23 protein-coding genes are annotated in these 19,085 nt (G+C 71.4%); 11 read left to right on the forward strand and 12 right to left on the reverse strand.

Annotation, left to right across the window (positions count from 1 at the left end):
* From GY24_RS13905 to GY24_RS13910, 3 genes are all read left to right on the forward strand, one after another.
* Positions 1–1,248, forward strand: a 1,248-nt coding sequence (locus tag GY24_RS13905) for a multicopper oxidase family protein (protein WP_133161202.1), incomplete at its 5' end; no start/stop codon positions are given.
* A 71-nt stretch (positions 1,249–1,319) separates the two neighbouring features.
* Positions 1,320–1,457 (forward strand): hypothetical protein, encoded by a 138-nt coding sequence (locus GY24_RS17870; RefSeq protein ID WP_162842937.1) that lies wholly within the window; start codon positions 1,320–1,322, stop codon positions 1,455–1,457.
* 325 nt (positions 1,458–1,782) lie between these two features.
* Positions 1,783–3,270, forward strand: coding sequence for an MDR family MFS transporter (locus tag GY24_RS13910; protein WP_233279374.1), 1,488 nt, complete (start codon positions 1,783–1,785; stop codon positions 3,268–3,270).
* Between the two features lie 500 nt (positions 3,271–3,770).
* Here GY24_RS13910 and GY24_RS13915 read toward each other — a convergent pair whose 3' ends face one another.
* Positions 3,771–4,682 (reverse strand): EamA family transporter, encoded by a 912-nt coding sequence (locus GY24_RS13915; protein ID WP_104476764.1) that lies wholly within the window; start codon positions 4,680–4,682, stop codon positions 3,771–3,773.
* 178 nt (positions 4,683–4,860) lie between these two features.
* Between GY24_RS13915 and GY24_RS13920 the strand changes: the two genes are divergently transcribed.
* Together GY24_RS13920 and GY24_RS13925 are read left to right on the forward strand one after the other, a co-directional pair.
* Complete coding sequence (locus GY24_RS13920) at positions 4,861–5,133, forward strand: DUF2277 domain-containing protein (protein WP_104476767.1); 273 nt, start codon at positions 4,861–4,863, stop codon at positions 5,131–5,133.
* A 122-nt stretch (positions 5,134–5,255) separates the two neighbouring features.
* Positions 5,256–5,603, forward strand: coding sequence for a LysR family transcriptional regulator (locus tag GY24_RS13925; RefSeq protein WP_083364568.1), 348 nt, complete (start codon positions 5,256–5,258; stop codon positions 5,601–5,603).
* A gap of 40 nt (positions 5,604–5,643) precedes the next feature.
* Here the strand turns inward: GY24_RS13925 and GY24_RS13930 are convergent, their stop codons facing one another.
* The 5 genes from GY24_RS13930 to GY24_RS13950 all read right to left on the reverse strand — a co-directional run bounded on the left by GY24_RS13930 (position 5,644) and on the right by GY24_RS13950 (position 11,238).
* Positions 5,644–5,946: a transcriptional regulator gene (locus tag GY24_RS13930; protein ID WP_104476769.1), complete on the reverse strand. Its 303-nt coding sequence runs from the start codon at positions 5,944–5,946 to the stop codon at positions 5,644–5,646.
* 5 nt (positions 5,947–5,951) lie between these two features.
* Positions 5,952–6,821: a hypothetical protein gene (locus tag GY24_RS13935; protein WP_133161203.1), complete on the reverse strand. Its 870-nt coding sequence runs from the start codon at positions 6,819–6,821 to the stop codon at positions 5,952–5,954.
* 121 nt (positions 6,822–6,942) lie between these two features.
* Complete coding sequence (locus tag GY24_RS13940) at positions 6,943–8,613, reverse strand: ABC-F family ATP-binding cassette domain-containing protein (protein WP_104476773.1); 1,671 nt, start codon at positions 8,611–8,613, stop codon at positions 6,943–6,945.
* A 41-nt stretch (positions 8,614–8,654) separates the two neighbouring features.
* The gene (locus GY24_RS13945) at positions 8,655–9,890 is read right to left on the reverse strand and encodes an MFS transporter (RefSeq protein WP_104476775.1); all 1,236 of its coding nucleotides are present in this window, start codon (positions 9,888–9,890) and stop codon (positions 8,655–8,657) included.
* Between the two features lie 136 nt (positions 9,891–10,026).
* Positions 10,027–11,238 carry an amidohydrolase family protein gene (locus tag GY24_RS13950; RefSeq protein WP_104476777.1) on the reverse strand — a complete coding sequence of 404 codons (1,212 nt, stop codon included), beginning with the start codon at positions 11,236–11,238 and terminating at the stop codon, positions 10,027–10,029.
* A gap of 213 nt (positions 11,239–11,451) precedes the next feature.
* Between GY24_RS13950 and GY24_RS13955 the strand changes: the two genes are divergently transcribed.
* Positions 11,452–12,213: a GntR family transcriptional regulator gene (locus GY24_RS13955; RefSeq protein ID WP_133161204.1), complete on the forward strand. Its 762-nt coding sequence runs from the start codon at positions 11,452–11,454 to the stop codon at positions 12,211–12,213.
* 12 nt (positions 12,214–12,225) lie between these two features.
* Here the strand turns inward: GY24_RS13955 and GY24_RS13960 are convergent, their stop codons facing one another.
* On the reverse strand, positions 12,226–12,648 hold the full coding sequence (locus GY24_RS13960) for a DUF1801 domain-containing protein (protein ID WP_104476779.1): 423 nt from the start codon (positions 12,646–12,648) through the stop codon (positions 12,226–12,228).
* Between the two features lie 45 nt (positions 12,649–12,693).
* Positions 12,694–13,239 (reverse strand): hypothetical protein, encoded by a 546-nt coding sequence (locus GY24_RS13965; protein ID WP_233279375.1) that lies wholly within the window; start codon positions 13,237–13,239, stop codon positions 12,694–12,696.
* A 60-nt stretch (positions 13,240–13,299) separates the two neighbouring features.
* On the opposite strand from GY24_RS13965, the gene GY24_RS13970 reads away from it, so the two are divergent.
* Positions 13,300–14,196 carry a bile acid:sodium symporter family protein gene (locus tag GY24_RS13970; protein ID WP_104476783.1) on the forward strand — a complete coding sequence of 299 codons (897 nt, stop codon included), beginning with the start codon at positions 13,300–13,302 and terminating at the stop codon, positions 14,194–14,196.
* Between the two features lie 8 nt (positions 14,197–14,204).
* Positions 14,205–15,167: a DUF6578 domain-containing protein gene (locus GY24_RS13975; protein WP_104476785.1), complete on the forward strand. Its 963-nt coding sequence runs from the start codon at positions 14,205–14,207 to the stop codon at positions 15,165–15,167.
* Positions 15,168–15,320: 153 nt separating this feature from the next.
* On the opposite strand, the gene GY24_RS13980 is transcribed toward GY24_RS13975, so the two are convergent.
* The 3 genes from GY24_RS13980 to GY24_RS13990 are packed head-to-tail and all read right to left on the reverse strand — an operon-like array spanning position 15,321 to position 16,786.
* A complete protein-coding gene (locus tag GY24_RS13980) occupies positions 15,321–15,509 on the reverse strand; it encodes a hypothetical protein (RefSeq protein WP_104476787.1) in 189 nt (62 codons plus the stop codon).
* A 35-nt stretch (positions 15,510–15,544) separates the two neighbouring features.
* Positions 15,545–16,426 carry an alpha/beta fold hydrolase gene (locus GY24_RS13985; protein ID WP_104476789.1) on the reverse strand — a complete coding sequence of 294 codons (882 nt, stop codon included), beginning with the start codon at positions 16,424–16,426 and terminating at the stop codon, positions 15,545–15,547.
* Positions 16,427–16,429: 3 nt separating this feature from the next.
* Positions 16,430–16,786 (reverse strand): zinc ribbon domain-containing protein YjdM, encoded by a 357-nt coding sequence (locus tag GY24_RS13990; RefSeq protein ID WP_104476791.1) that lies wholly within the window; start codon positions 16,784–16,786, stop codon positions 16,430–16,432.
* Between the two features lie 63 nt (positions 16,787–16,849).
* Between GY24_RS13990 and GY24_RS13995 the strand changes: the two genes are divergently transcribed.
* From GY24_RS13995 to GY24_RS14005, 3 genes are all read left to right on the forward strand, one after another.
* A complete protein-coding gene (locus GY24_RS13995; protein ID WP_104476793.1) occupies positions 16,850–17,293 on the forward strand; it encodes a DUF4180 domain-containing protein in 444 nt (147 codons plus the stop codon).
* A gap of 99 nt (positions 17,294–17,392) precedes the next feature.
* Positions 17,393–17,656 (forward strand): PLD nuclease N-terminal domain-containing protein, encoded by a 264-nt coding sequence (locus GY24_RS14000; RefSeq protein ID WP_233279376.1) that lies wholly within the window; start codon positions 17,393–17,395, stop codon positions 17,654–17,656.
* A 44-nt stretch (positions 17,657–17,700) separates the two neighbouring features.
* The gene (locus GY24_RS14005; RefSeq protein ID WP_104476795.1) at positions 17,701–18,402 is read left to right on the forward strand and encodes an alpha/beta fold hydrolase; all 702 of its coding nucleotides are present in this window, start codon (positions 17,701–17,703) and stop codon (positions 18,400–18,402) included.
* 125 nt (positions 18,403–18,527) lie between these two features.
* Here the strand turns inward: GY24_RS14005 and GY24_RS17705 are convergent.
* The coding region (locus tag GY24_RS17705) for a hypothetical protein (protein WP_202972954.1) at positions 18,528–19,085 on the reverse strand (558 nt) is incomplete at its 5' end.

Genomic DNA, 19,085 nt, shown 5'->3' on the forward strand with positions numbered 1-19,085 from the left:
ATCGCGCTCGCCTCCGGCGACGAGGTCGAGTCCTGGAACTACGGCGCTCTGCCCGGCCCCGAGCTGCGCGTGCAACAGGGCGACGTCGTCGAGGTTCACCTGGAGAACGTCGACGTCGAGGCCGGCGTGACGATCCACTGGCACGGCTACGACGTGCCCAACGGCGAGGACGGCGTCGCCGGCGTCACCCAGGACTCGGTGCTGCCCGGCGAGAGCTTCGACTACCGTTTCGTCGCCGAGCAGGCCGGAACCTACTGGTACCACACGCACCAGAACGCCTCCCGGGGTGTGCAGCGCGGCCTCTTCGGCTCGCTCATCGTCGAGCCGGCCGGCGGCATCCCCGAGCAGCACGACCTCGTCGTGCCGCTGCACACGATCGGCGACTCGGTGCTGCTCGGCGCCTCCGACCGGCCGAGCGGCGTCGGCGTGCCGGCGGGCGAGAGCGTGCGGCTGCGGCTCGTGAACACCGACATGCTGCCAAACAGCTTCCACCTGGCCGGCACCCCGTTCACCGTCGTCGCCGTCGACGGGCAGGACGTCGCCTCCCCCACCCCGGTCGACGGGCGGGCGCTCCGGCTGCCGGCCGGCGGCCGCGTCGACCTGGCCTTCACCATGCCGGACGAGCCGGTGGCCCTGACGACGGATGCCACGGCGAGCGCCTGGCTTGCCCTGACGCCGGGCTCGGCGGCATCCGGCCCCGCATCCGGCCCCGCGTCCGGCCCCGCCTCGGAGCGCCCGCCGGACCGCTCGGCCGAGCCCGAGCTGGACCTGCTGGCCTACGGCGGCGGGCCCGCCGCGACGCTGCCAGCCGGGCCGCTGGTGCGCGCCGAGATGGTGCTGGACCGCAACCCGCGCTTCCTGCAGGGGGTGCCCGTCAACGGCTACACCGTGAACGGCGCCGTCTACCCGCAGATCCCGAGCATCACGGTGGACGAGGGCGACGTCGTCGAGCTGACGGTGGCCAACCGCGGCTGGGAGACGCACCCGATGCACGTGCACGGCCACCACGTGCTGGTGCTCTCCCGCAACGGGGAGCCGGCGACGGGGGCGCCGCTGCTGCTGGACACGTTCGACGTGCGCCCCGGCGAGGTGTGGGTGGTGGCGCTGGTGGCCGACAACCCTGGCATCTGGATGGACCACTGCCACAACCTCGACCACGCCGCGGAGGGCATGATGATGGCGCTGCGCTACCGCGGAGTCAGCACGCCGTACGAGCACGGCGGCGCGCACGGCAACCGCTCGGAGTGAGCGTTGGCCGGCGGCGGCCGAACCGCGAGGTCGAGGTTTACGTTGGAAGCGATCACGGCTAGGGTGAAAAAATGAGCACTCCAGCATCCACCCCGGACCGAGATGACCACGACCTCTCGGACGAGGAGCTGCTGGCGCCCGAGGAGTCGATTCTGAAGGGGTGGCTGCCCATCCCGACTCCGACCGATGGGCCGGCGCCCGCTCCCTGAGCACGCCTCCCTCTCGCCGCGGCCCCGCTGCTCGGGCCCGCGGCACCGCACGAGTAGACCGCCGCAATCATCTGTCGGTGGTCGGGAATAGATTCTGCTTTATCGGCGCTGACCTGATCTGTAGATCTGCTGAACTGTAGATTTGCTGATCTGCAGATCCGCTGTCGCTGGCTGACGTCCCCATCGGTATCCGGCATCACTCCGACGAGGTGTCCGCGGCCTCCCCGGTGCCCCGCCCGCCGTCGATCCGCCGCCCATCAGCCGACGCACACTGCTCTCACCGTGCATTACGCCCTCTCAACCTTCATCGAAACGAAAACTGACTGTGACTGAACGCACTGCCCCCGACGCCGAGTCTCTCGACACGAGCTCCGTCCCCCTCCCACTCGACCCCGCAGTGGAACGCCGCAACAACAAGGTGATCTGGCTGCTCGTCGCCTCGACCTTCGTCGTGTTCCTCAACGAGACCACGATGGGCGTCGCCCTCCGCCCGATCATGGAGAGCCTGCACGTCGACGAGCGCGCCGGCCAGTGGCTGACCACCGCGTTCCTGCTGACCATGGCCGTCGTCATCCCGATCACCGGCTACCTGCTGCAGCGTTTCAACACCCGGCCGATCTACATCGCCGCCATGTCGCTGTTCTCCGTCGGCACGGCGATCGCCCTCTTTGCGCCCAGCTTCGAGGTGCTGCTCGCGGCGCGCGTCGTGCAGGCATCCGGAACGGCGATCATGATGCCGCTGCTCATGACCACCCTGATGACGCTGGTGCCGCCGCACCACCGCGGCAAGATGATGGGCAACGTGTCCATCGTCATGTCGGTGGCCCCGGCCATCGGCCCGACCTTCTCCGGCCTCATGCTGAACAGCCTCGGCTGGCGCGGCATCTTCGGCGTCATGCTGCCCATCGGTCTGGCGATGCTCGCCTACGGCATGCGCAAGGTCGAGAACGTCAGCGAGCCCCGGAAGGTGCCGCTGGACGTGCTCTCGGTCGTGCTCTCGGCGATCGGCTTCGGCGGGCTCATCTACGGCCTGAGCGCCGTCGGCCAGGAGTCCACCAGCGCGGTCGACCCGGCCATGGTCGGCCTGATCGGCGGCGGCATCGCCCTCGTGCTGTTCGTGCTGCGCCAGCTGGTGCTGCAGCGCCGCGACGAGGCGCTGCTCGACCTGCGCACCTTCCGCTTCCCGCAGTTCACGATCTCGCTGGCCATGATGTTGGTGATGATGGCCTCCCTGTTCGGCGTCATCATCGTGCTGCCGCTGTTCATGCTCGGCGTGCTGGGCCTGGACCCGGTCACGGCCGGCCTGCTGCTGCTGCCCGGCGGCATCCTGATGGGTGTCATAGCGCCGTTCGTCGGCCGGCTGTTCGACCGCTTCGGGCCGCGGCCGCTGCTGGTGCCCGGCACGGTCCTGGTCAGCGCGGTGCTCTGGACGCTCACCATCGTCGACGAGAACACCTCCATCTGGTTCCTGCTTGCCGCCCACATGGTGATGAGCTTCGGCCTCGCCCTGATCTTCACGCCGCTGTTCACCTCGGCGCTCGGTGCCGTGTCGCCGCGGTTCTACTCGCATGCCAGCGCCATGCTCTCGACGCTGCAGCAGCTGGCCGGCGCGGCCGGGACGGCCCTGTTCATCACCGTGCTCGCCAGCCAGACCGCGCAGTTGCTCGCGAGCGGAGCGACGGCGGATGCCGCGGCGGCCGGCGGCACCCGGGCGGCGTTCACGATCGGCGCGATCATCTCGCTGCTGGCCATCGTCGGCGCCTTCTTCGTGAAGAAGCCGGCCGACATGGAGGGCGTGCACGCCGGGCACTGAGTGCGCCGCCGGTGCGTGCGGCCGGTTGGCTTCGGTCGCTGGCGCTCCCTCGAGCCAACGTGGAAGGGCGCTCCCTCGAGCCAACGTGCGGATCCCCGCCGGCTGGAGGGCGCCGCGCCTCCCCCACGACGGCTAGAGGGCGCCGCGCCTCCCCCACGACGGCTAGAGGGCGCCGCGCCGCGACGAAGGAGCAGCGCAGCGCCCGAAGCCCCGGAGCCAACCCGATCGGGCTGCCCGGGGCTGTTGGCTTCGGTCGCTGGCGCTCCCTCGAGCCAACGTGGAAGGGTGCTCCCTCGAGCCAACGTGCGGATCCCCGCCGGCTGGACGGCGCCGCGCCTCCCCCACGTCGGCTAGAGGGCGCCGCGCCGCGACGAAGGAGCAGCGCAGCGCCCGAAGCCCCGGAGCCAACCCGATCGGGCTGCCCCATCCGCGTGCATCGAGAGGACGGATGAGCGTGTTCCCGGCGCCCGGGAAGACGTTCGCCTGTCATTTCGGTGTGGCTAGAGCTGGGCCTCGGCGGAGAGCTCCAGGTCGGTGGCGGGGCGCTGGCGCTGCGTGGCAATCGCCGTCGCGGCGGCCGCACAGACCAGGCCGATGGCCACGATCTGCAGGCCGCTGAACTGCTCAGCGAGGATCAGCCAGCCGAACAGCGCGGCGATGGCCGGGCCGCAGGCGGTGATGATCGCGTACACGCGGGTGTCGACGCGGCGCAGGATGAAGGTGTCCAGGCTGTACGGAAGCGCGGAGGACAGCACGCCGATCGCGACGAGCAGGCCCACGATGCCGAGGTTCAGGGTGGAGGCGTCGAACGTGAAGACGGCGACGGGGATGACGAGCACGAGGCTGACAATTCCGGCGACGGTGAGCCCTTCCAGCCCGGGCAGCGTCAGGGCGACTCGACGCGTGAGCAGGATGTAGCCGGCCCAGGCCGCTCCGGCGATCAACGCGAGCGCAATGCCCAGAAGGTCGACCGTGCCGTCGAGGCCGGTGAGCAGCACAACCCCCACCCCGGCCGCGAGCGCGCACACGAAGTCGAGCAGGCGGCGGCTCACAGCGAGCGCGAGCGCGAGCGGGCCGAGGAACTCGATCGTCGCGGCCAGGCCGAGGCCGATGATGTGCACGGAGGCGTAGAAGCTGAGGTTCATGACGGCGAGCACGACGCCGAGCGCGACGGCCGGCCACAGCCTGGCCCAGCTGAGCTCCGCCCGCTTCGGCCGGTACACCGGCAGCAAGACGATCGTCATCACGATCTGGCGCACGGCGACGACCACGGGCGCGCCGACCAGCGGCATCGCGATGCCGGCCAACGCCGAACCCAGATTGATGCTTACCTCGGTGCCGACCTGGGTGATGGCGCCGATCGTGCCGCGTCTGGCGATGTGAGCCTCGTGCTCAGTGCGCTGCGTACTCATGCCGAAGGGGCCCTTCTTGTCACGGATGCGGACAAGCCCTGTCGATCCAACTCTGCTCGGCCGAGCGGCCGAGAGAGCTTTCCAGTTTAGGCGCTGTCGGCGTCGCAGCCGACCCGGCCGGCATCCGGCCCCCTCGCCAGGCCTTTCGGTGGCGGATGCCGCTGGCTACCCTCGAAGCATGTGCCGAAACATCCACACACTGCACAATTTCGAGCCAGAGGCGAGCGACGACGAGGTGCACGCCGCGGCGCTGCAGTACGTGCGCAAGATCAGCGGCTCCACCAAGCCGTCGCAGGTGAACGCCGCCGCGTTCGAGCGGGCCGTCGCCGAGATCGCCCACGCGACGCGGCACCTGCTCGAGGACCTGGTGAGCTCCGCCCCACCGAAGAACCGTGAGGAGGAGGCGCTGAAGGCGCACGCCCGTGCGGTGCAGCGCTTCGGCCCGGCCTGAGCACGGCAGGGCCCCGGCAGGGCCTCGGCCGAGCGCGGCCGGAGCCCGGTGGGGCGGGCGCTCAGCGCGGGCGCGTACTCTGGGGGGACCGCGCATCGGCGCGGACCTTCGAAAGGCCCTCCGTGGACATCTCCCTGCTCCGGCACTACGTCACAGTGGCGACCGAGCTCGACCTGGCCAAGGCCGCGACCGCTCTCGGCGTCTCGCACGCCACCCTCAGCGGCTCGCTGAACCAGCTGGAGGCCCTCGTCGGCGCGCAGCTGGTGAACCGCACGACGAGCAGCATGAGCCTCACCGAGGCCGGTGAGCTCTTCCTCGCGACAGCGACCGCCGAGATCGCCGCCTTCGACGCGGCCAACAAGCCCCCGGCGCCGAAGGCCGGCGGCAAGGCCAAGGCCAACAAGGGCAAGGGCCGCGCTCCCCGGGTCAAGGGCGAGCCGCTGCCGTACAAGAAGCGCCAGTCCCGCTGACGCGGGCGGTCCGTCGCGCCACGGGCGGCGCGGCGTCCGCTCAGTCCAGCAGCCCCTCGGTGATGGCCCGCAGCGCACGCAAGTGCTGCTGGTAGGCGCGATGCCCCTGCGCGCTCGCCTGCACCCACGTCCGCGGTCGAGTGCCGACATAGCCCTTGGTCACCGTGACGTAGCCGAGCTTCTCGAGGTGCGAGACGGCCTTGCTGAGCACCGAGTCGTCGGCCTCCAGCAGCTCCCGCAGCGTGCGGAAGTCGATCTGGGCGGTGCGGCCGAGCGCCGCCATCAGCGAGAAGCGGATGGGTGTCTGGAACGCGTCGTTCAGTTCGTGGCGCGGATGGGCCATGGCGCTCAGCGCGCCTTGCTGCGGGCAGGCAGCACGGATGCCGCCAGCATGACGAGCAGCGCGACCGCCCCGGCCGCGATCGAGACGGGTGTCGTCACCCAGAGCGTGCGCGAGAGCAGCACGCCCATCAGAAACAGGATGCTCATCGTGACGCCGAACGCGCCCCAGTGCAGCGGGCCCCACTCGAAGCCGGTGCGCAGTAGGCCCCAGGGAGCCCGCCAGCCCAGGAGCACTGCGACGAGGAACAGCATGCTGACGAGCGATGCGTACGCGTACCAGCTCTCGCTGCTCGTGGCCAGGAGCACCGCGGAGGTCACGCCGATGAGCGCCGTCATCCAGCGCACCGCGGGGCTGAGGGGCTGATTCGCCCACCGTTCTTCGACGGATGAAGCAGGCGCCCGGCTCAGCTGCTGGAGCGGCTCGTACGCCAGCGTGATGAAGACGGCCACCGCGAGCATCGGGTTGAGCAGCCAGGGGTAGTCGACTCCGAACAGGTTGAGCACGAGCAGCAGCACGAATGCCCCGAGCACGAGGCCCTTCGCCACCCAGCCGGACCCGGCGGCCCGGCTGCGGATGCTGAACCGCTCCTGCGCCCCGCGGACGAGGGCGCCGAAGAGCAGGAACGGGAAAACCAGCATGTTCGAGTACAGCCCGTTGCCCGTTTCACCGCCCCCGGCCGCTGGATCGCCCGCTGTCAGGGAGAAGGAGAGCAGGAAGGCGGCCATGTAGACGGCCAGGGCGAGCGCGCCCCACACCGTCAACAGCGCGTACGACCGCGAGGGGCCGAGGTGCTCGACGCGCTCGCGCATCTCGCCGTGGCTGCGCAGCAGCTCGGCGGCAGCCTCCGGCGACGGCACACGCGATTCACTTTCCATTTGGAAAGTATATGCACGTCGGAAGGTCCAGCGGAAGGGGCGGGCTCCGGCATCCGCCGCCGCGTGTTTGCGCCAGCTGGGGGCGCGGGCGGGGCGCGACCCCGCCCCGAGGCCGCGGCGGCTACAGCTCGGTGACCGTGCCCGCCTCGACGGCCCAGCGGCGGTCGATGCGCACCGTGTCGAGCATGCGGCGGTCGTGGGTGACGAGCAGCAGCGTGCCCTCGTAGCTCTCCAGCGCCTGTTCGAGCTGCTCGATGGCGGCCAGGTCGAGGTGGTTCGTCGGCTCGTCGAGCACGAGCACGTTCACGCCGCGCGCCTGCAGCAGGGCGAGGCCGGCGCGGGTGCGCTCTCCCGGCGAGAGCGCGTCGACGGGGCGCAGCACGTGGTCGGCCTTGAGCCCGAACTTGGCCAGCAGGGTGCGCACCTCGGCCGCCGCCATCTCCGGCACGAGTGCCTCGAACGCCTCGGCCAGCGGCGCGTCGCCCACCAGCTGCGAGCGGGCCTGGTCGATCTCGCCGATCGAGACGTTGGCGCCGAGGCTGGCGCCGCCGGCATCCGGAGTCTGGCGGCCGAGCAGGCCGCGCAGCAGCGTCGACTTGCCCGCGCCGTTCGGGCCGGTGATGCCGATGCGCTCGCCCCCGTTGACCTGCAGCGACACCGGGCCCAGGGTGAAGTCGCCCTGCCGGAACTCGGCGGCGTTCAGCGTGCTGACGACCGAGCTGGAGCGCGGGGCGGCGCCGATCGTGAACTCGAGCTGCCACTCCTTGCGCGGCTCCTCGACCTCGTCCAGGCGCGCGATGCGGCTCTCCATCTGGCGTACCTTCTGCGCCTGCTTCTCGCTGGACTCCATCGAGGCCTTGCGGCGGATCTTGTCGTTGTCTGGCGCCTTCTTCATCGCATTGCGCACGCCCTGACTCGACCACTCGCGCTGGGTGCGGGCTCGCCCGATGAGGTCGGCCTTCTTGGCGGCGAACTCCTCGTAGTCGTCGCGCTTGTGCTGGCGGGCGATGGCCCGCTCCTCGAGGTAGGAGTCGTAGCCGCCGCCGAAGAGCCGGTTGCTCTTCTGCGCCAGGTCGAGCTCGAGCACCTTGGTCACGCTGCGGGCGAGGAACTCGCGGTCGTGGCTGACCAGCACGACGCCGCCGCGGATGCCGCTGACGAAGGCCTCCAGGCGGTCCAGGCCGTCGAGGTCGAGGTCGTTGGTCGGCTCGTCCAGCAGCACGATGTCGAAGCGGGACAGCAGCAGCGCGGCCAGGCCGACGCGGGCCGCCTGCCCGCCGGAGAGGGAGGTCATCAGCGAGTCGGCGCTCAATTGGCCGCCGCTCTCGAGGGTGATGCCGAGGTCGGCCAGCACCGCCGGCAGGCGGTCGTCGAGGTCGGCGGCGCCGCTGGCCAGCCAGCGCTCCAGCGCGACGGCATAGACGTCGCCCGGGTCGGTGCCGGGCGCGGCCAGGCTGGGGTCGCTGAGGGCGGCGGCTGCGGCATCCATCTGCTCGGTCGCCTCGGCGCAGCCGGTGCGACGGGCGATGTAGGCGGCGATGCTCTCGCCGGGCAGCCGCTCGTGTTCCTGCGGCAGCCAGCCGACAAAGGCGTCCTTCGGCGACAGGCTGACCGTGCCGGCCTGCGGCTCGAGCTCTCCGCCGAGGATGCGCAGCAGGGTCGACTTGCCCGCGCCGTTGGCGCCGACGACGCCCACGACGTCGCCGGGGGCGACGGTCAGGTCGAGCGATTCGAACAGAGTGCGGTGGGCGTAGCCACCGGCCAGGCCCTGGGCCACGAGAGTTGCAGTCACCCGTCAACCCTATGCGGCCCTGCGCGGTGCCCGGCGCAGCCTCAACTGCGCCCGGCCGGCTCGCCCCGCCCGCCCGGGGCGGCGCCGGCATCCGCCTGTGCATTCGCCTCGGCATCCGCCGCGACCATGTCGATCGGCGGCCGCCGCACCAGCAGCGCGGTCGCCACGCTGAGGGAGATCGCGAGGGCCCCCATCAGCAGGAAGCTGGGGGCCCACTCTCCGGATGCCGTGTGCACGACGCCGACGAGCAGCGAGCCCGCACCGGCCAGGATGTAGCCGACCCCCTGCCCGATCGCCGAGACTGCGCCGGCGGTGGCCGCGTTGGCGGAGAGGCCGACGATGAGGCTGATCGCCAGGCCGAAGGCGGCGCTCTGCACCGCGCCGAGCAGTCCGACGACGACGAGGTACTGCCCGCCGTCTGCGACGAACAGCCAGGCCAGGCCGATCGCGACCGCGAGGCCCAGGCCCGGGCCGAACCAGCGGAGCACCCGGGGGCGCCGGGCGATGATGGGGGTCACCAGGGTCGGCAGGAAGCCGGCGATACTGAACCAGGCGAGCAGCCAGCCGCGCACCGCCGTCGGCTCGCCGCGGTCGGCGAGGAAGACCGGCAGCCACGCCGTCACCGCGAAGTAGAGCAGCGCCTGCAGGCCGAAGACGAGCGTGACGAGCGCGAGGGTGTGCACCCCACCGGCGGGCAGCCGCAGTCTCGGCAGGGCTCGGGCGCGCTGCGCCGTGAGCTCGCGCCGCTCACGGCCGGCCCGGGCGCCGACGAGGCCCATCGCCAGTGCGGCCGCGATCGCGGGCACCGCCCAGATGGCGAGGGCGGCGGGCACGCTCTCCCCCGTCGCCCGATGCAGCGGAACGGCCAGGCCGGCGCCGAGCGCCGCGCCGACCCCGAAGGACATGCTGCTCAGCCCGACCCAGAGGCCGCCGGCGTTCAGCGATTTCAGGTACTGCGGCAGCAGGGTGCCTGCGGCCATGATCGCGATGCCGACGACAGCGGTGCCGAGCAGCAGCTGCCCCGGCAGCAGCACGCGCAGGGCGATGGCGGCCGCGAGGGCGACCATCGCCCAGCCGAGTGCCCCGGCCACGCCGATGCGCCTGGCCAGCCAGGGGCCGAGCGGCGCGGTGAATCCGAACGCGATGACCGGCAGCGTCACCAGCGCCGTCACCGCGCCCGCGCTCAGCTCGAAGTGTGCCGTCACCTCGCCGACCAGTGCGGCCACCGAGGTGATCGCCGGGCGGAGGTTGACCCCGACCAGGAGCGCGGCGATCAACCCGAGCGTCGCCGCACGGGGCTTCAGCGCTCGGGGCTTCCCCGCTCGCGACTTCGCCGCTCCGGGCTTCCCCGCTCGGGTCCTCCCCGCTCGGGAGTTCGTCCGTCCTGCGGCTGCGGCATCCGCGCCGCCGGTGCTAGCGGCCGAGGACACGGAGCCCGTCGGCGACGACGCGGCCGTTGTGGATGACGGTGCGGTCGGTGCCCCGGTCCATCACGGCGCTCGTCGGCGTCTCGCCGTCGACGAGCAGCAGCTCGGCCCGGTCGCCGACGGCGACGCCCTGGCGGCTGCCGAGGCCGGAGACGCGGGGAGCCTCGTGGGACATGATGCTGGCACCGCCGAGCGTGGCCACCGCGAGGGCGAGCTCGATGTGCTCGTCGCGCCGGAATCCGTTGGTGAACGCCAGCTGCCAGGTGCGGTCGAGCATGTCGCAGTTGCCGTAGGGGCTCCAGTAGTCGCGCTGGCCGTCCTCGCCGAGCCCGACCCGCACACCGGCCTCGACGAGCTGCAGCAGTGAAAGCGGCCGGCGGGCCGCCGGGGCGATCGTGGCCATCGCGATGTCGAGCTCGGCGAACTCCTCGATGAGGCGGCGGCTGACGGCATCCGACACGGAGCCGAGCTCGTAGGCGTGCGAGAGAGTGACCTTGCCCTGCATGCCGAGGGCCCGGGTGCGCTCCAGGATCAGCTCGGTGCTGAACACGCCCAGCTCACCCGGCTCGTGCAGGTGGATGTCGATCTCGACCTGGTACTTCTCGGCGAGGCCGAAGACGATGTCGAGGTGCCGGGCCGGGTCGCGGTCGAGCTGGCTCGGGTCGATGCCGCCCATGACGTCGGCGCCCTGCTTCAGCGACTCCTCGAGAACGTCGACGGTGCCGGGCTCGCGCAGGATTCCGGCCTGCGGGAACGTCATGATCTGCACCTCGGCCTCCTCGGCGAAGGCCTCCTTCGCCGCGAGCACGGCCTCGAACTTCTCCAGCCGGCAGTCGACGTCAACCTGCGCGTAGCTGCGCACCCGGGTCGTGCCCTTGGCGATCATCTGCTCGAGGGTGCCGGCCACCCGCTCGGGCAGGCCGATCTCGGCGTCACGCCAGTTGTTCCTGTCATTCAGCATCATCCCCCACACCCCGGGGCTGCCGGTGTGCTCGCGGAACGGCAGCCCGATGCGCGTCGAGTCCAGGTGCACGTGCACGTCGCTGAACGCGGGCAGCAACAGGCGGCCGCGGCCGTCCACGACATCCGCGCCGACCGTGGCGAGCGGGTCGTGGGCGCGCACCTCGGTGATCGCGCCGTCGGCGATCTCGACATCGGCTGCGGGGCCACCCCACGGGCGGGCGTTGCGAATGAGCATGGCGTCGGTCCTTCCACATCTGGATGCCGGCGACAGCACCGGCCTGCGTCGAACCCAACGGCTCGCGCACTACCGTTAATGGTATCCCAAATGGAATACACAGACCCTAGTGCCCCGAAAACCTCAGAGATTCAGGGGAGCACTCTGCTATTTTGGGATACCAAGATGCGACGGTGCTCGCTGCGGCGCGCCGCCGACGAGCGAGGAGACGCCATGCGGCAACAGCCGACCCACACACCCCCGGCAGGCCCCACCGCCGACACAGCCGACAGCGCTGACACCGTCGACAGCGCTGACACCGTCGACGCCGCCGACGCCGCCGTCGAGCGCGAGGCCCGCCCCGACGGCGTTTATCGCGCGCTGTTGCGCTCGATCATCGCCGGCGAGGCTGCGCCGGGCAGCAGGCTCAAGGAGCGCGAGCTCTCCGAGCGGTTCGAGGTCTGCCGCATCCCCGTCCGTCAGGCGCTGCAGCGGCTGGAGTCCGAGGGCTTCGTGGTGGCGGAACCGCGTCGCGGGGCCGTCGTCAGGCCGATGACCCGGCACGACGTGGAGGAGCTCTTCGACGCGCGGCTCTGCATCGAGCCCTTCGCCACACGGCAGGCGGCCCTCCGGCTCTTTGCCGGCATCGAGGCGGCCGATGCCCTGGTCGAGATCCTCTCCAGCGCCCAGACCCAGTTCGCCGGTGGAGACGAGGCCGAGGGGATCTCCTCGAATCTGCGCTTTCACGCCGAGATCGTGCGGCTCTCGGGCAACAGCCTGCTGGTTCGGAGCCTGCAACCGATGCTCGGCCGGATGGAGTGGATCTTCCGCCTCACCCACGGAGCCCGCGAGGGCGACCAGGCCGGCGAGCACCGCCAGCTCTACGACGCGCTCGTGCAGGGCAAGGGCGAGCTCGCCGCCGCCCAGGCGTACGCGCACATCGAGCTCGGCCGCGCGCCGACGCTCGCCGCGCTCGCCCCGTACCTCACCCGGTAGCGGGCGGTCGGCCTAGGGCTGGGCCGGCTGGGTTTGGGCCGGCTGGGTTTGGGCCGGCTGGGTTTGGGCGATCCACTGCCGCAGCACCGAGCCCAGCTCCTCCCGGATGCCCTCCAACTGCTCGGCGTCCCGCACGATGACCACGGCGCGGTCCGTGCCCTTCCATTCGAGCAGCCCATCGGCGCCGGCGACCGTCACGACCAGGGGCTCCGACAGCTTCCTCGCGCCGGTGTGCAGCACCAGTCGGAGCTGTCCCCGCGGGGACAGCCCGGTCGTGGCGAAGTGCTCGGCGATGAAGAAACTCGGGGCGTTCCACTTGATCGTCTCCTGCACGCGCGGGTCGGCGGCACGCACGATCGCGCACAACTCGGCCAGCGTGCCCGCCAGCGGGTGGTCGAGTTCCGCCAGGTAGCGGTCGACGTCAGCTCTGGACATCTGCGGCCCCGTCCTCGGCTCGTGCGGTTGCCGCCGCGTCGCCGTTCATGGGCTGAGCAGCCCGATTCTCTCGCTGAGGTAGTTTTCCAACGGCACGAGGCCGTCCTCCCCCGCGCCCGCCCGCCAGCGCACGAGCGCCTGGACGCCACGCAGCACGAGCGGCCCGGTCGCCGTGCGCAGCCCGTCCGGGTCGAGAGGGATCTCCTCGACGTCGAAGTTCACGGTCTCGCCGCGCTCGAACGGCCCGCGGAAGGCCGCCGCCCTGAAACCGCGACGTTCCTCGGCAGAGACCGACTGGTAGCCCGGATGCCGCGGATCCACCGCCCGGGTGGTGTGCCCGGTCGCGTACAGCGCGCCGTCGGCCCCGAGCAGGAACACGCCGAGCCGCCACACGCGGCCGAGCGGCACCATCTGCGCCTCGCGGGTGAACAGCAGGGCGCGGCGCCGCGGCGGCTCGAAGCGGGCGAGCGACTCGGTGGCGGCATCTGCCCCGCTCAGGCGCTCGACGGCGTCGGCGAGCGCCCGCTCGATGGAGGCGCGCGCCTCGCGGTCGACGGCACAGCCCTGCCCGCTCACACCCTGCTCACTCACGCTCTCGAGTTTAGAGTGGGGGCTAGCGGCGGGGGTCAGACTCTGGGCCATACTGAGGCCATGGGATCAGCGTTGACCACCATCGGATTGCCCGTCGCCCTCGGCATCATCATGTTCGGGCTGGGCCTGAGCCTGACGCCGCGCGACTTCAGCCGCGTCGCCAAGGCGCCGAAGGCGGTGGTCATCGCCCTCGTCTGCCAGCTGCTGATCCTCCCGTTCGTCTGCTTCGGCTTGGTGCTCGCCTTCGAGCTTCCGCCCGTGCTGGCGGTCGGTATGCTGCTGCTCTCGGCTTCCCCGGGCGGCACGACCGCGAATCTGTACAGCCACCTGTTCCGCGGCGACGTCGCCCTGAACATCTCGCTCACCGCCCTCAACTCGGTGATCGCCGTCATCACGCTGCCGCTCATCACGAACCTGGCGATCGCCTACTTCATGCCGGGCAACACCTCGCTCGGGCTGCAGCTGGCCAAGACCGTCGAGGTGTTCGTCATCGTGCTGGCCCCCGTCGGGCTGGGCATGCTGGTGCGACGCTGGCGCACCAGCTTCGCCGACGCCATGGACAAGCCGGTGCGCATCGCCTCGATCGTCATCCTCATCGTGGTGATCGCCGGCGCCATCGTCTCGAACAAGGACATCCTGCTGGCCAACCTCGGACAGTTGGCCCTGATCACCACACTGTTCTGCCTGCTCAGCCTGAGCATCGGCTTCTTTGTGCCGCGACTGTTCCGGGTGGAGCGGCGCCAGGCCGTCGCCAGCTCCTTCGAGATCGGCATCCACAACGCGACGCTCGCGATCGTGATCGCGCAGACGGTGCTCGGCAGCCTCGAGCTCAGCCTGCCGGCCGCCGTGTACGGCGTGCTGATGTTCTTCATCGCGCTCGCGTTCGGCTTCGGGCTGCGTGCGGCCGACCGCTCGCGGGCGGATGACGCGCCAGAGGCCGTGACGGCGAGCGCGTGAGCGGGCGGATGCCGAGGCGCATCGAGGTGCTGATCGTCGGTTGGGAGCAGCAATGCTGCGGCGTGCCCGCCCGACTGGGCGAGACGGTGAGCTACCGGCTCGCGGCACTCGACCCGGCGCTCGCCCCTGCGCTCAACCCAGCGATCGCCCTCGATGTCTCGGCCGATGGAGCCGTGCCGCGCTTCCTCAGCGACAATCACGGCGAGGATTCTGCGGAGGCGCCGAGGCTGAACATCTCCGGTCTTGTCGCAGGCATCACTGGTGTCACCTATCCGAGCGTCCCGGTGGCCGGCATGCCGGGCACCCGCACCTCAGATACCGCCCGCCCGCAGTTGCACCGGTTGAGTGAGCTCGGCACGGGTGACGACGCCGAGATGAACGACTATCTGGTGCTCCTCGACGTCCCCGGTGACACCGTGCTGCCGCACGTCGTGCCGAGCACAGAGCGCACGGTGCATCAGGAGCGGGAGGCGTACACCGCCCGGCTGCGCGCACTGCGCGCCCAGGGCGAGGTGGGGATGCTGCTGCGCGAGCTCGCGGATGACGCCGCGACGCGTTTCGGCGCTCGCGCCCGCATTCTGCGCTCGGACGACGCCGCGGCCGTCACGATCGAGCCGCGGCGGGCCGGGGCGGCCGCCCTTCACTGGATGCGCTCCGCGGAGGACGGAGCCGACGGCATCCGGGTTCACCTCGGCGACGGCGTCTGGAACCTGCCCGCCGACGTCGAGCAGGTGGAGGTGCTGCGGGAGTTTCTGGATGCCGCGGCGGCTGGCCGGGTCGAGGAACGGATCGTGCAGGGCGGGGACGGTCTCGGCCCGCTGCAGACGGTCGCCACCGCAGCCGATGGATGCAGCTGGACGGCGACGACCGATCTCCTCGCGCGCTTCGGCAGGGGCGGCGTGTTCGCGATGGCTAGGCCGCTCGCGCTGCGCCTGGAGCGCGGAGCCCACCGCTACGTGGCCTGGGAGTAGCCGCACACGGCTGCCCGTCGCCGTCCGTCACGAAGCGTCACGGCCCGTCACGGAGCTTCGCGGCCCGCGTTGTGACTCGCGGCCCCCGGTATGACGCGGGCCGCGAGACGAAACGAGGGCCGCGAGTGCGTGGTGGCCGGGTGCCGGGTGCGGCTACTCGGGCGAGGGCTCGATGCGCCAGTGCCCGACGGGCACGTAGGCCGTGTCCGAGAGGGTCTCGTGGGTGCCCTCGACCAGTTCGTAGTGTTTGAGGTTGCCTGCCCAGTAGCGCAGGATGCGGGAGAGTTCGGCCTCCGGCTCGCCGGTCAGTGCGTCCATGTCGACGGTGAGTGTGAACTGCATCCGTCCACGCTAGGCAGCGTTCGGCGAATCCGCAATCAGTCCCAGTCCCAGCGGACCGGGCCGTCCCCGTCCAGCCGGCTGAGCAGGTCGCCGAGCACGGCGGACCACTCCGCGGTCGCGTCCAGGTGCGCGTCGTGGCTGCCCGCGCCGAGGTCCACCCGCAGCGTGCCGGGCCGCGCCTCGAGGAAGGCGAGCTTGCGCTCCTCGTCGAACATGCCGTCCGGGGCGAACACGGCCGCCGTCGGCACCGTGAGGTTCTCCCACTCCTCCCAGCGGGCCTGCGCGTGCAGCGCCGCGATCGAGGCCTGCAGGAACGCCGGCTCGAAGCGCGGCCGCAGCCCGCCCTCGCACGGCTCGAGGTCGGCCAGCCAGGCGCGGCCGATGACGCTGTCGCCGAGGAAGGCACTGGCCGCCGCGGCATCCGCGAACGGCACCGGCCACGAGGCGAAGTATCCGCCGATCCGCTCGGCGGCCTCGGGCGGCGAGGACTGCACGTCACCCTCCAGCAGCACCAGCATGCGCACCAGGTCCGGGCGCGCGGCGGCCACGAGCAGCGCCGTGTGCGCGCCCATCGACTGGCCGACGAGGGCGACGCCCGCCGGCTCCGTCGATTCGGACGCGTTCAGGTGCTCGAGCACGGCGATCACGTCCCGCACGTAGGCCTCCCGGGAGGCGTCGGCCGGATGCCGGGTGCTGCGGCCGTGCCCGCGCAGCTCGACCAGCACCGAGTTGTAGCCGGCGCCGAGGGCGGCGGCGGTCGGCAGGAACTCGGCGGCGCTCCCGGCGAGGCCGTGCAGGAACACGACGGTGGGGCGGGCGGCGCCGGCTGCGGGTGCGTCGGATGTGGGAGTGTCGGCCGCGCCGGCATCCGTCAGGAAGCTGATCGTGACGTCGCCGAGGGCGAGCTCCTGGCGCACCGGCTAGACCTTCTTGACGACGCTGGACTTGAGCTGGGTCGGGCCGACCCCGTCGACCTTGCAGTCGATGTCGTGGTCGCCGACGCCGGGCAGCAGGCGGATGCCGCGCACCTTGGTGCCGACTTTGATCACCGTGGAGCTGCCCTTGACCTTCAGGTCCTTGATGACCGTCACCGTGTCGCCGTCGGCGAGCACGTTGCCGACCGCGTCCTTGATGACGGGCTCGGCGGCTGCGTCATCCGACTCGTCAGCGGCCGCGGCCGCCCATTCGTGCCCGCACATCGGGCAGACCAGCAGCGCGCCCATCTCGTAGGCGTGTTCGCTGGAGCATTCGGGGCAGAGCGGCAGGGAGTCAGTCACCGGTCCAGCGTATCGGGCGCGTAACACTGGCCGTTCGCGCCGGATCTCCCCTAGCGTTTTCGTATGAGCGAGAACGAGCAGTCCCAGCGCATCACCGAGAGCGGCGGCCTGCGTGTGCTGCACGTCGACCCGGCCGGCCCGCCCATCGTCAGCGCGGAGGAGACCTCCGACCTGATCGGCAACGCCTGGGTCGACAACGCGGACGTCATCGCGCTGCCGGTGTCCCGGCTCGACGCGGAGTTCTTCCGGCTGGCCTCCGGGCAGGCCGGGGCGATCCTGCAGAAGGTCGCCAACTACCAGCTCAAGCTGGCCATCATCGGCGACATCGGCGCGCACCTGGCCGCCAGCGGGGCGCTGCGCGACTTCGTCTGGGAGTCCAACCGCGGCGAGCACATCTGGTTCGTCGACGAGGCGTCCGAGCTCGAGCAGAGGCTCGAGCAGAGAAAGGCCGTGCTCGATGCGGCGCTGGCCGCACAGGCGGCACGAACGGCCGGCGCCGCGGGCTAGCGACACGGACCGCCGCCTCCAGAACTGTTTGTCGAGCCCTGTGCGTTTGACCGAACTCCTGCGAGACTGGGACACACTCCGAGGATCACGAGGTGGATCATGCAGAAGCAATCGAAGAGGCAGATGCAGAAGCGCAAGCAGATGCAGAAGCAGCGCTGGGAAGACATGAGCACGGGCCAACGCGCCGGAACTCTCGTCGCCGGGGCGGTGCAGATCGCTCTGGCCGTCACCGCCTGGGTCGACCTGGCCAAGCGCCCGGCCGAGCAGGTCAACGGGCGCAAGTGGGTGTGGGGCGCGGTCATCGCCATCAACTACGTCGGCCCGATCGCCTACTTCCTGGGCGGGCGCCGCCGCTCCGACTGAGTCCGCGCTCTGCGGATGTCGCTGGCGTCGCGTATCCTGCCGCCATGGACATCGTGCTGGTTCCCGGATTCTGGTTGGACGCGAGCTCGTGGGACGAGGTGACGCCGCCGCTCGTCGCGGCCGGCCACCGGGTGCACCCGCTCACCCTGCCCGGGCTGGAGTCCGCGGACGCCCCGCGCGCCGGCATCGGCCTCCAGACGCACATCGACGCGGTGACGGCCGTGGTCGACGGCCTCGAGGGGCCCGTCGTGCTGGTCGGCCATTCGGGCGGCGGCGCGATCATCTACGGGGTGACGGATGCCCGACCCGACCGCATCGCGCGGGCCGTGTACGTCGATTCCGGGCCGCTCGGCGCCGGCCAGTCGATCAACGACGAGCTCCCCGCCGACGGCGATGACGTGCCGCTGCCGGCCTGGGGCGTCTTCGAGGATGAGGACCTCGTCGACCTGGACGAGGGGCTCCGCGCCGCGTTCCGGGCTCGGGCGATCCCCCAGCCGCGCGGCGTCGCCCAAGACGCCATGGAGCTGCACAACGAGCAGCGGCTGACGGTGCCGTCCACCGTCATCGCCTGCGAGTTCACGGCCGCGCAGCTCGCCGAGTGGGTAGCCGCGGGCGCCCCGTTCGTCGCCGAGCTCGCCCGGATGCGCGACAGCGAGTACGTCGACCTGCCGACCGGGCACTGGCCGCAGTTCACCAAGCCGGCCGAGCTGGCGGCGGCGATCCTCGCGGCGGTCGACCGCCCGTAGCTCGCTGGCGGCTGGCGCAGAAAGTGCACTCTCGCCGCACCTGGGCTGATGCCCGGTGCGGCGAGAGTGCGGAGGCCGCGGGTGCTCCGTCCCCCGACGAGCGGCCCGCGACGTGTGGCCGCGGGCTAGTTGCCCGCGAAGTCCAGCATCGAGTCGGCGACGGCGATGACCGACCAGGTGCCGCCGTCGGCATCCGTCAGCTCGTAGGCCGGGATGACGAGGACACTGCCGTCCGGCTGCCACTGGCTCGCCAGACCCAGTCGGGCGCTGACGATCTCGACGTCGTTCGTCGGCCAGGAGACGCTGGCGCCTGCCGACGGGGTCGCCGGCGGCTCGGTCGGCGGCACCCACTCGGTGCCGTCGAGGAACGGCTCCGCCTGGCCGCGCATGCTCAGGGGCAAGGCCGTCATCTGGGCGCCGAAGCGCGGGTCGGAGAGCCGTTCGAACGCCTGCTGCTCGCTCACCACCGCGTAGTCGCCGAGCGGCACCAGTGTGGCCAGCGCCCCGTAGACGCTGGAGATTCCGGCATCCGTCATTTCGAGGTACCACGCCTGGCCGATGCGCTGGCCGTCGACGAGCGGGTACGCCTGGGCGCTCCGGGTGTAGGAGCCCTCCCACGTCTCAGAGCTGAATTCGAACGCGGCGGGGTCGCTTCCGGCAGCGGTGACGATCCCGCGCAGCGC

Origin of the sequence: Microterricola pindariensis, assembly GCF_002936985.1 — a bacterium.
GTDB lineage: Bacteria > Actinomycetota > Actinomycetes > Actinomycetales > Microbacteriaceae > Microterricola > Microterricola pindariensis.

Coding starts and splice junctions, on each gene's coding strand:
- GY24_RS17870 (WP_162842937.1), top strand. CDS start 1,320: ATGAGCACTCCAGCATCCACCCCGGACCGAGATGACCACGACCTCTCG.
- GY24_RS13915 (WP_104476764.1), bottom strand. CDS start 4,682: ATGAGTACGCAGCGCACTGAGCACGAGGCTCACATCGCCAGACGCGGC.
- GY24_RS13920 (WP_104476767.1), top strand. CDS start 4,861: ATGTGCCGAAACATCCACACACTGCACAATTTCGAGCCAGAGGCGAGC.
- GY24_RS13930 (WP_104476769.1), bottom strand. CDS start 5,946: ATGGCCCATCCGCGCCACGAACTGAACGACGCGTTCCAGACACCCATC.
- GY24_RS13935 (WP_133161203.1), bottom strand. CDS start 6,821: ATGGAAAGTGAATCGCGTGTGCCGTCGCCGGAGGCTGCCGCCGAGCTG.
- GY24_RS13950 (WP_104476777.1), bottom strand. CDS start 11,238: ATGCTCATTCGCAACGCCCGCCCGTGGGGTGGCCCCGCAGCCGATGTC.
- GY24_RS13955 (WP_133161204.1), top strand. CDS start 11,452: ATGCGGCAACAGCCGACCCACACACCCCCGGCAGGCCCCACCGCCGAC.
- GY24_RS13960 (WP_104476779.1), bottom strand. CDS start 12,648: ATGTCCAGAGCTGACGTCGACCGCTACCTGGCGGAACTCGACCACCCG.
- GY24_RS13970 (WP_104476783.1), top strand. CDS start 13,300: ATGGGATCAGCGTTGACCACCATCGGATTGCCCGTCGCCCTCGGCATC.
- GY24_RS13975 (WP_104476785.1), top strand. CDS start 14,205: ATGCCGAGGCGCATCGAGGTGCTGATCGTCGGTTGGGAGCAGCAATGC.
- GY24_RS13980 (WP_104476787.1), bottom strand. CDS start 15,509: ATGCAGTTCACACTCACCGTCGACATGGACGCACTGACCGGCGAGCCG.
- GY24_RS13995 (WP_104476793.1), top strand. CDS start 16,850: ATGAGCGAGAACGAGCAGTCCCAGCGCATCACCGAGAGCGGCGGCCTG.
- GY24_RS14000 (WP_233279376.1), top strand. CDS start 17,393: ATGCAGAAGCAATCGAAGAGGCAGATGCAGAAGCGCAAGCAGATGCAG.
- GY24_RS14005 (WP_104476795.1), top strand. CDS start 17,701: ATGGACATCGTGCTGGTTCCCGGATTCTGGTTGGACGCGAGCTCGTGG.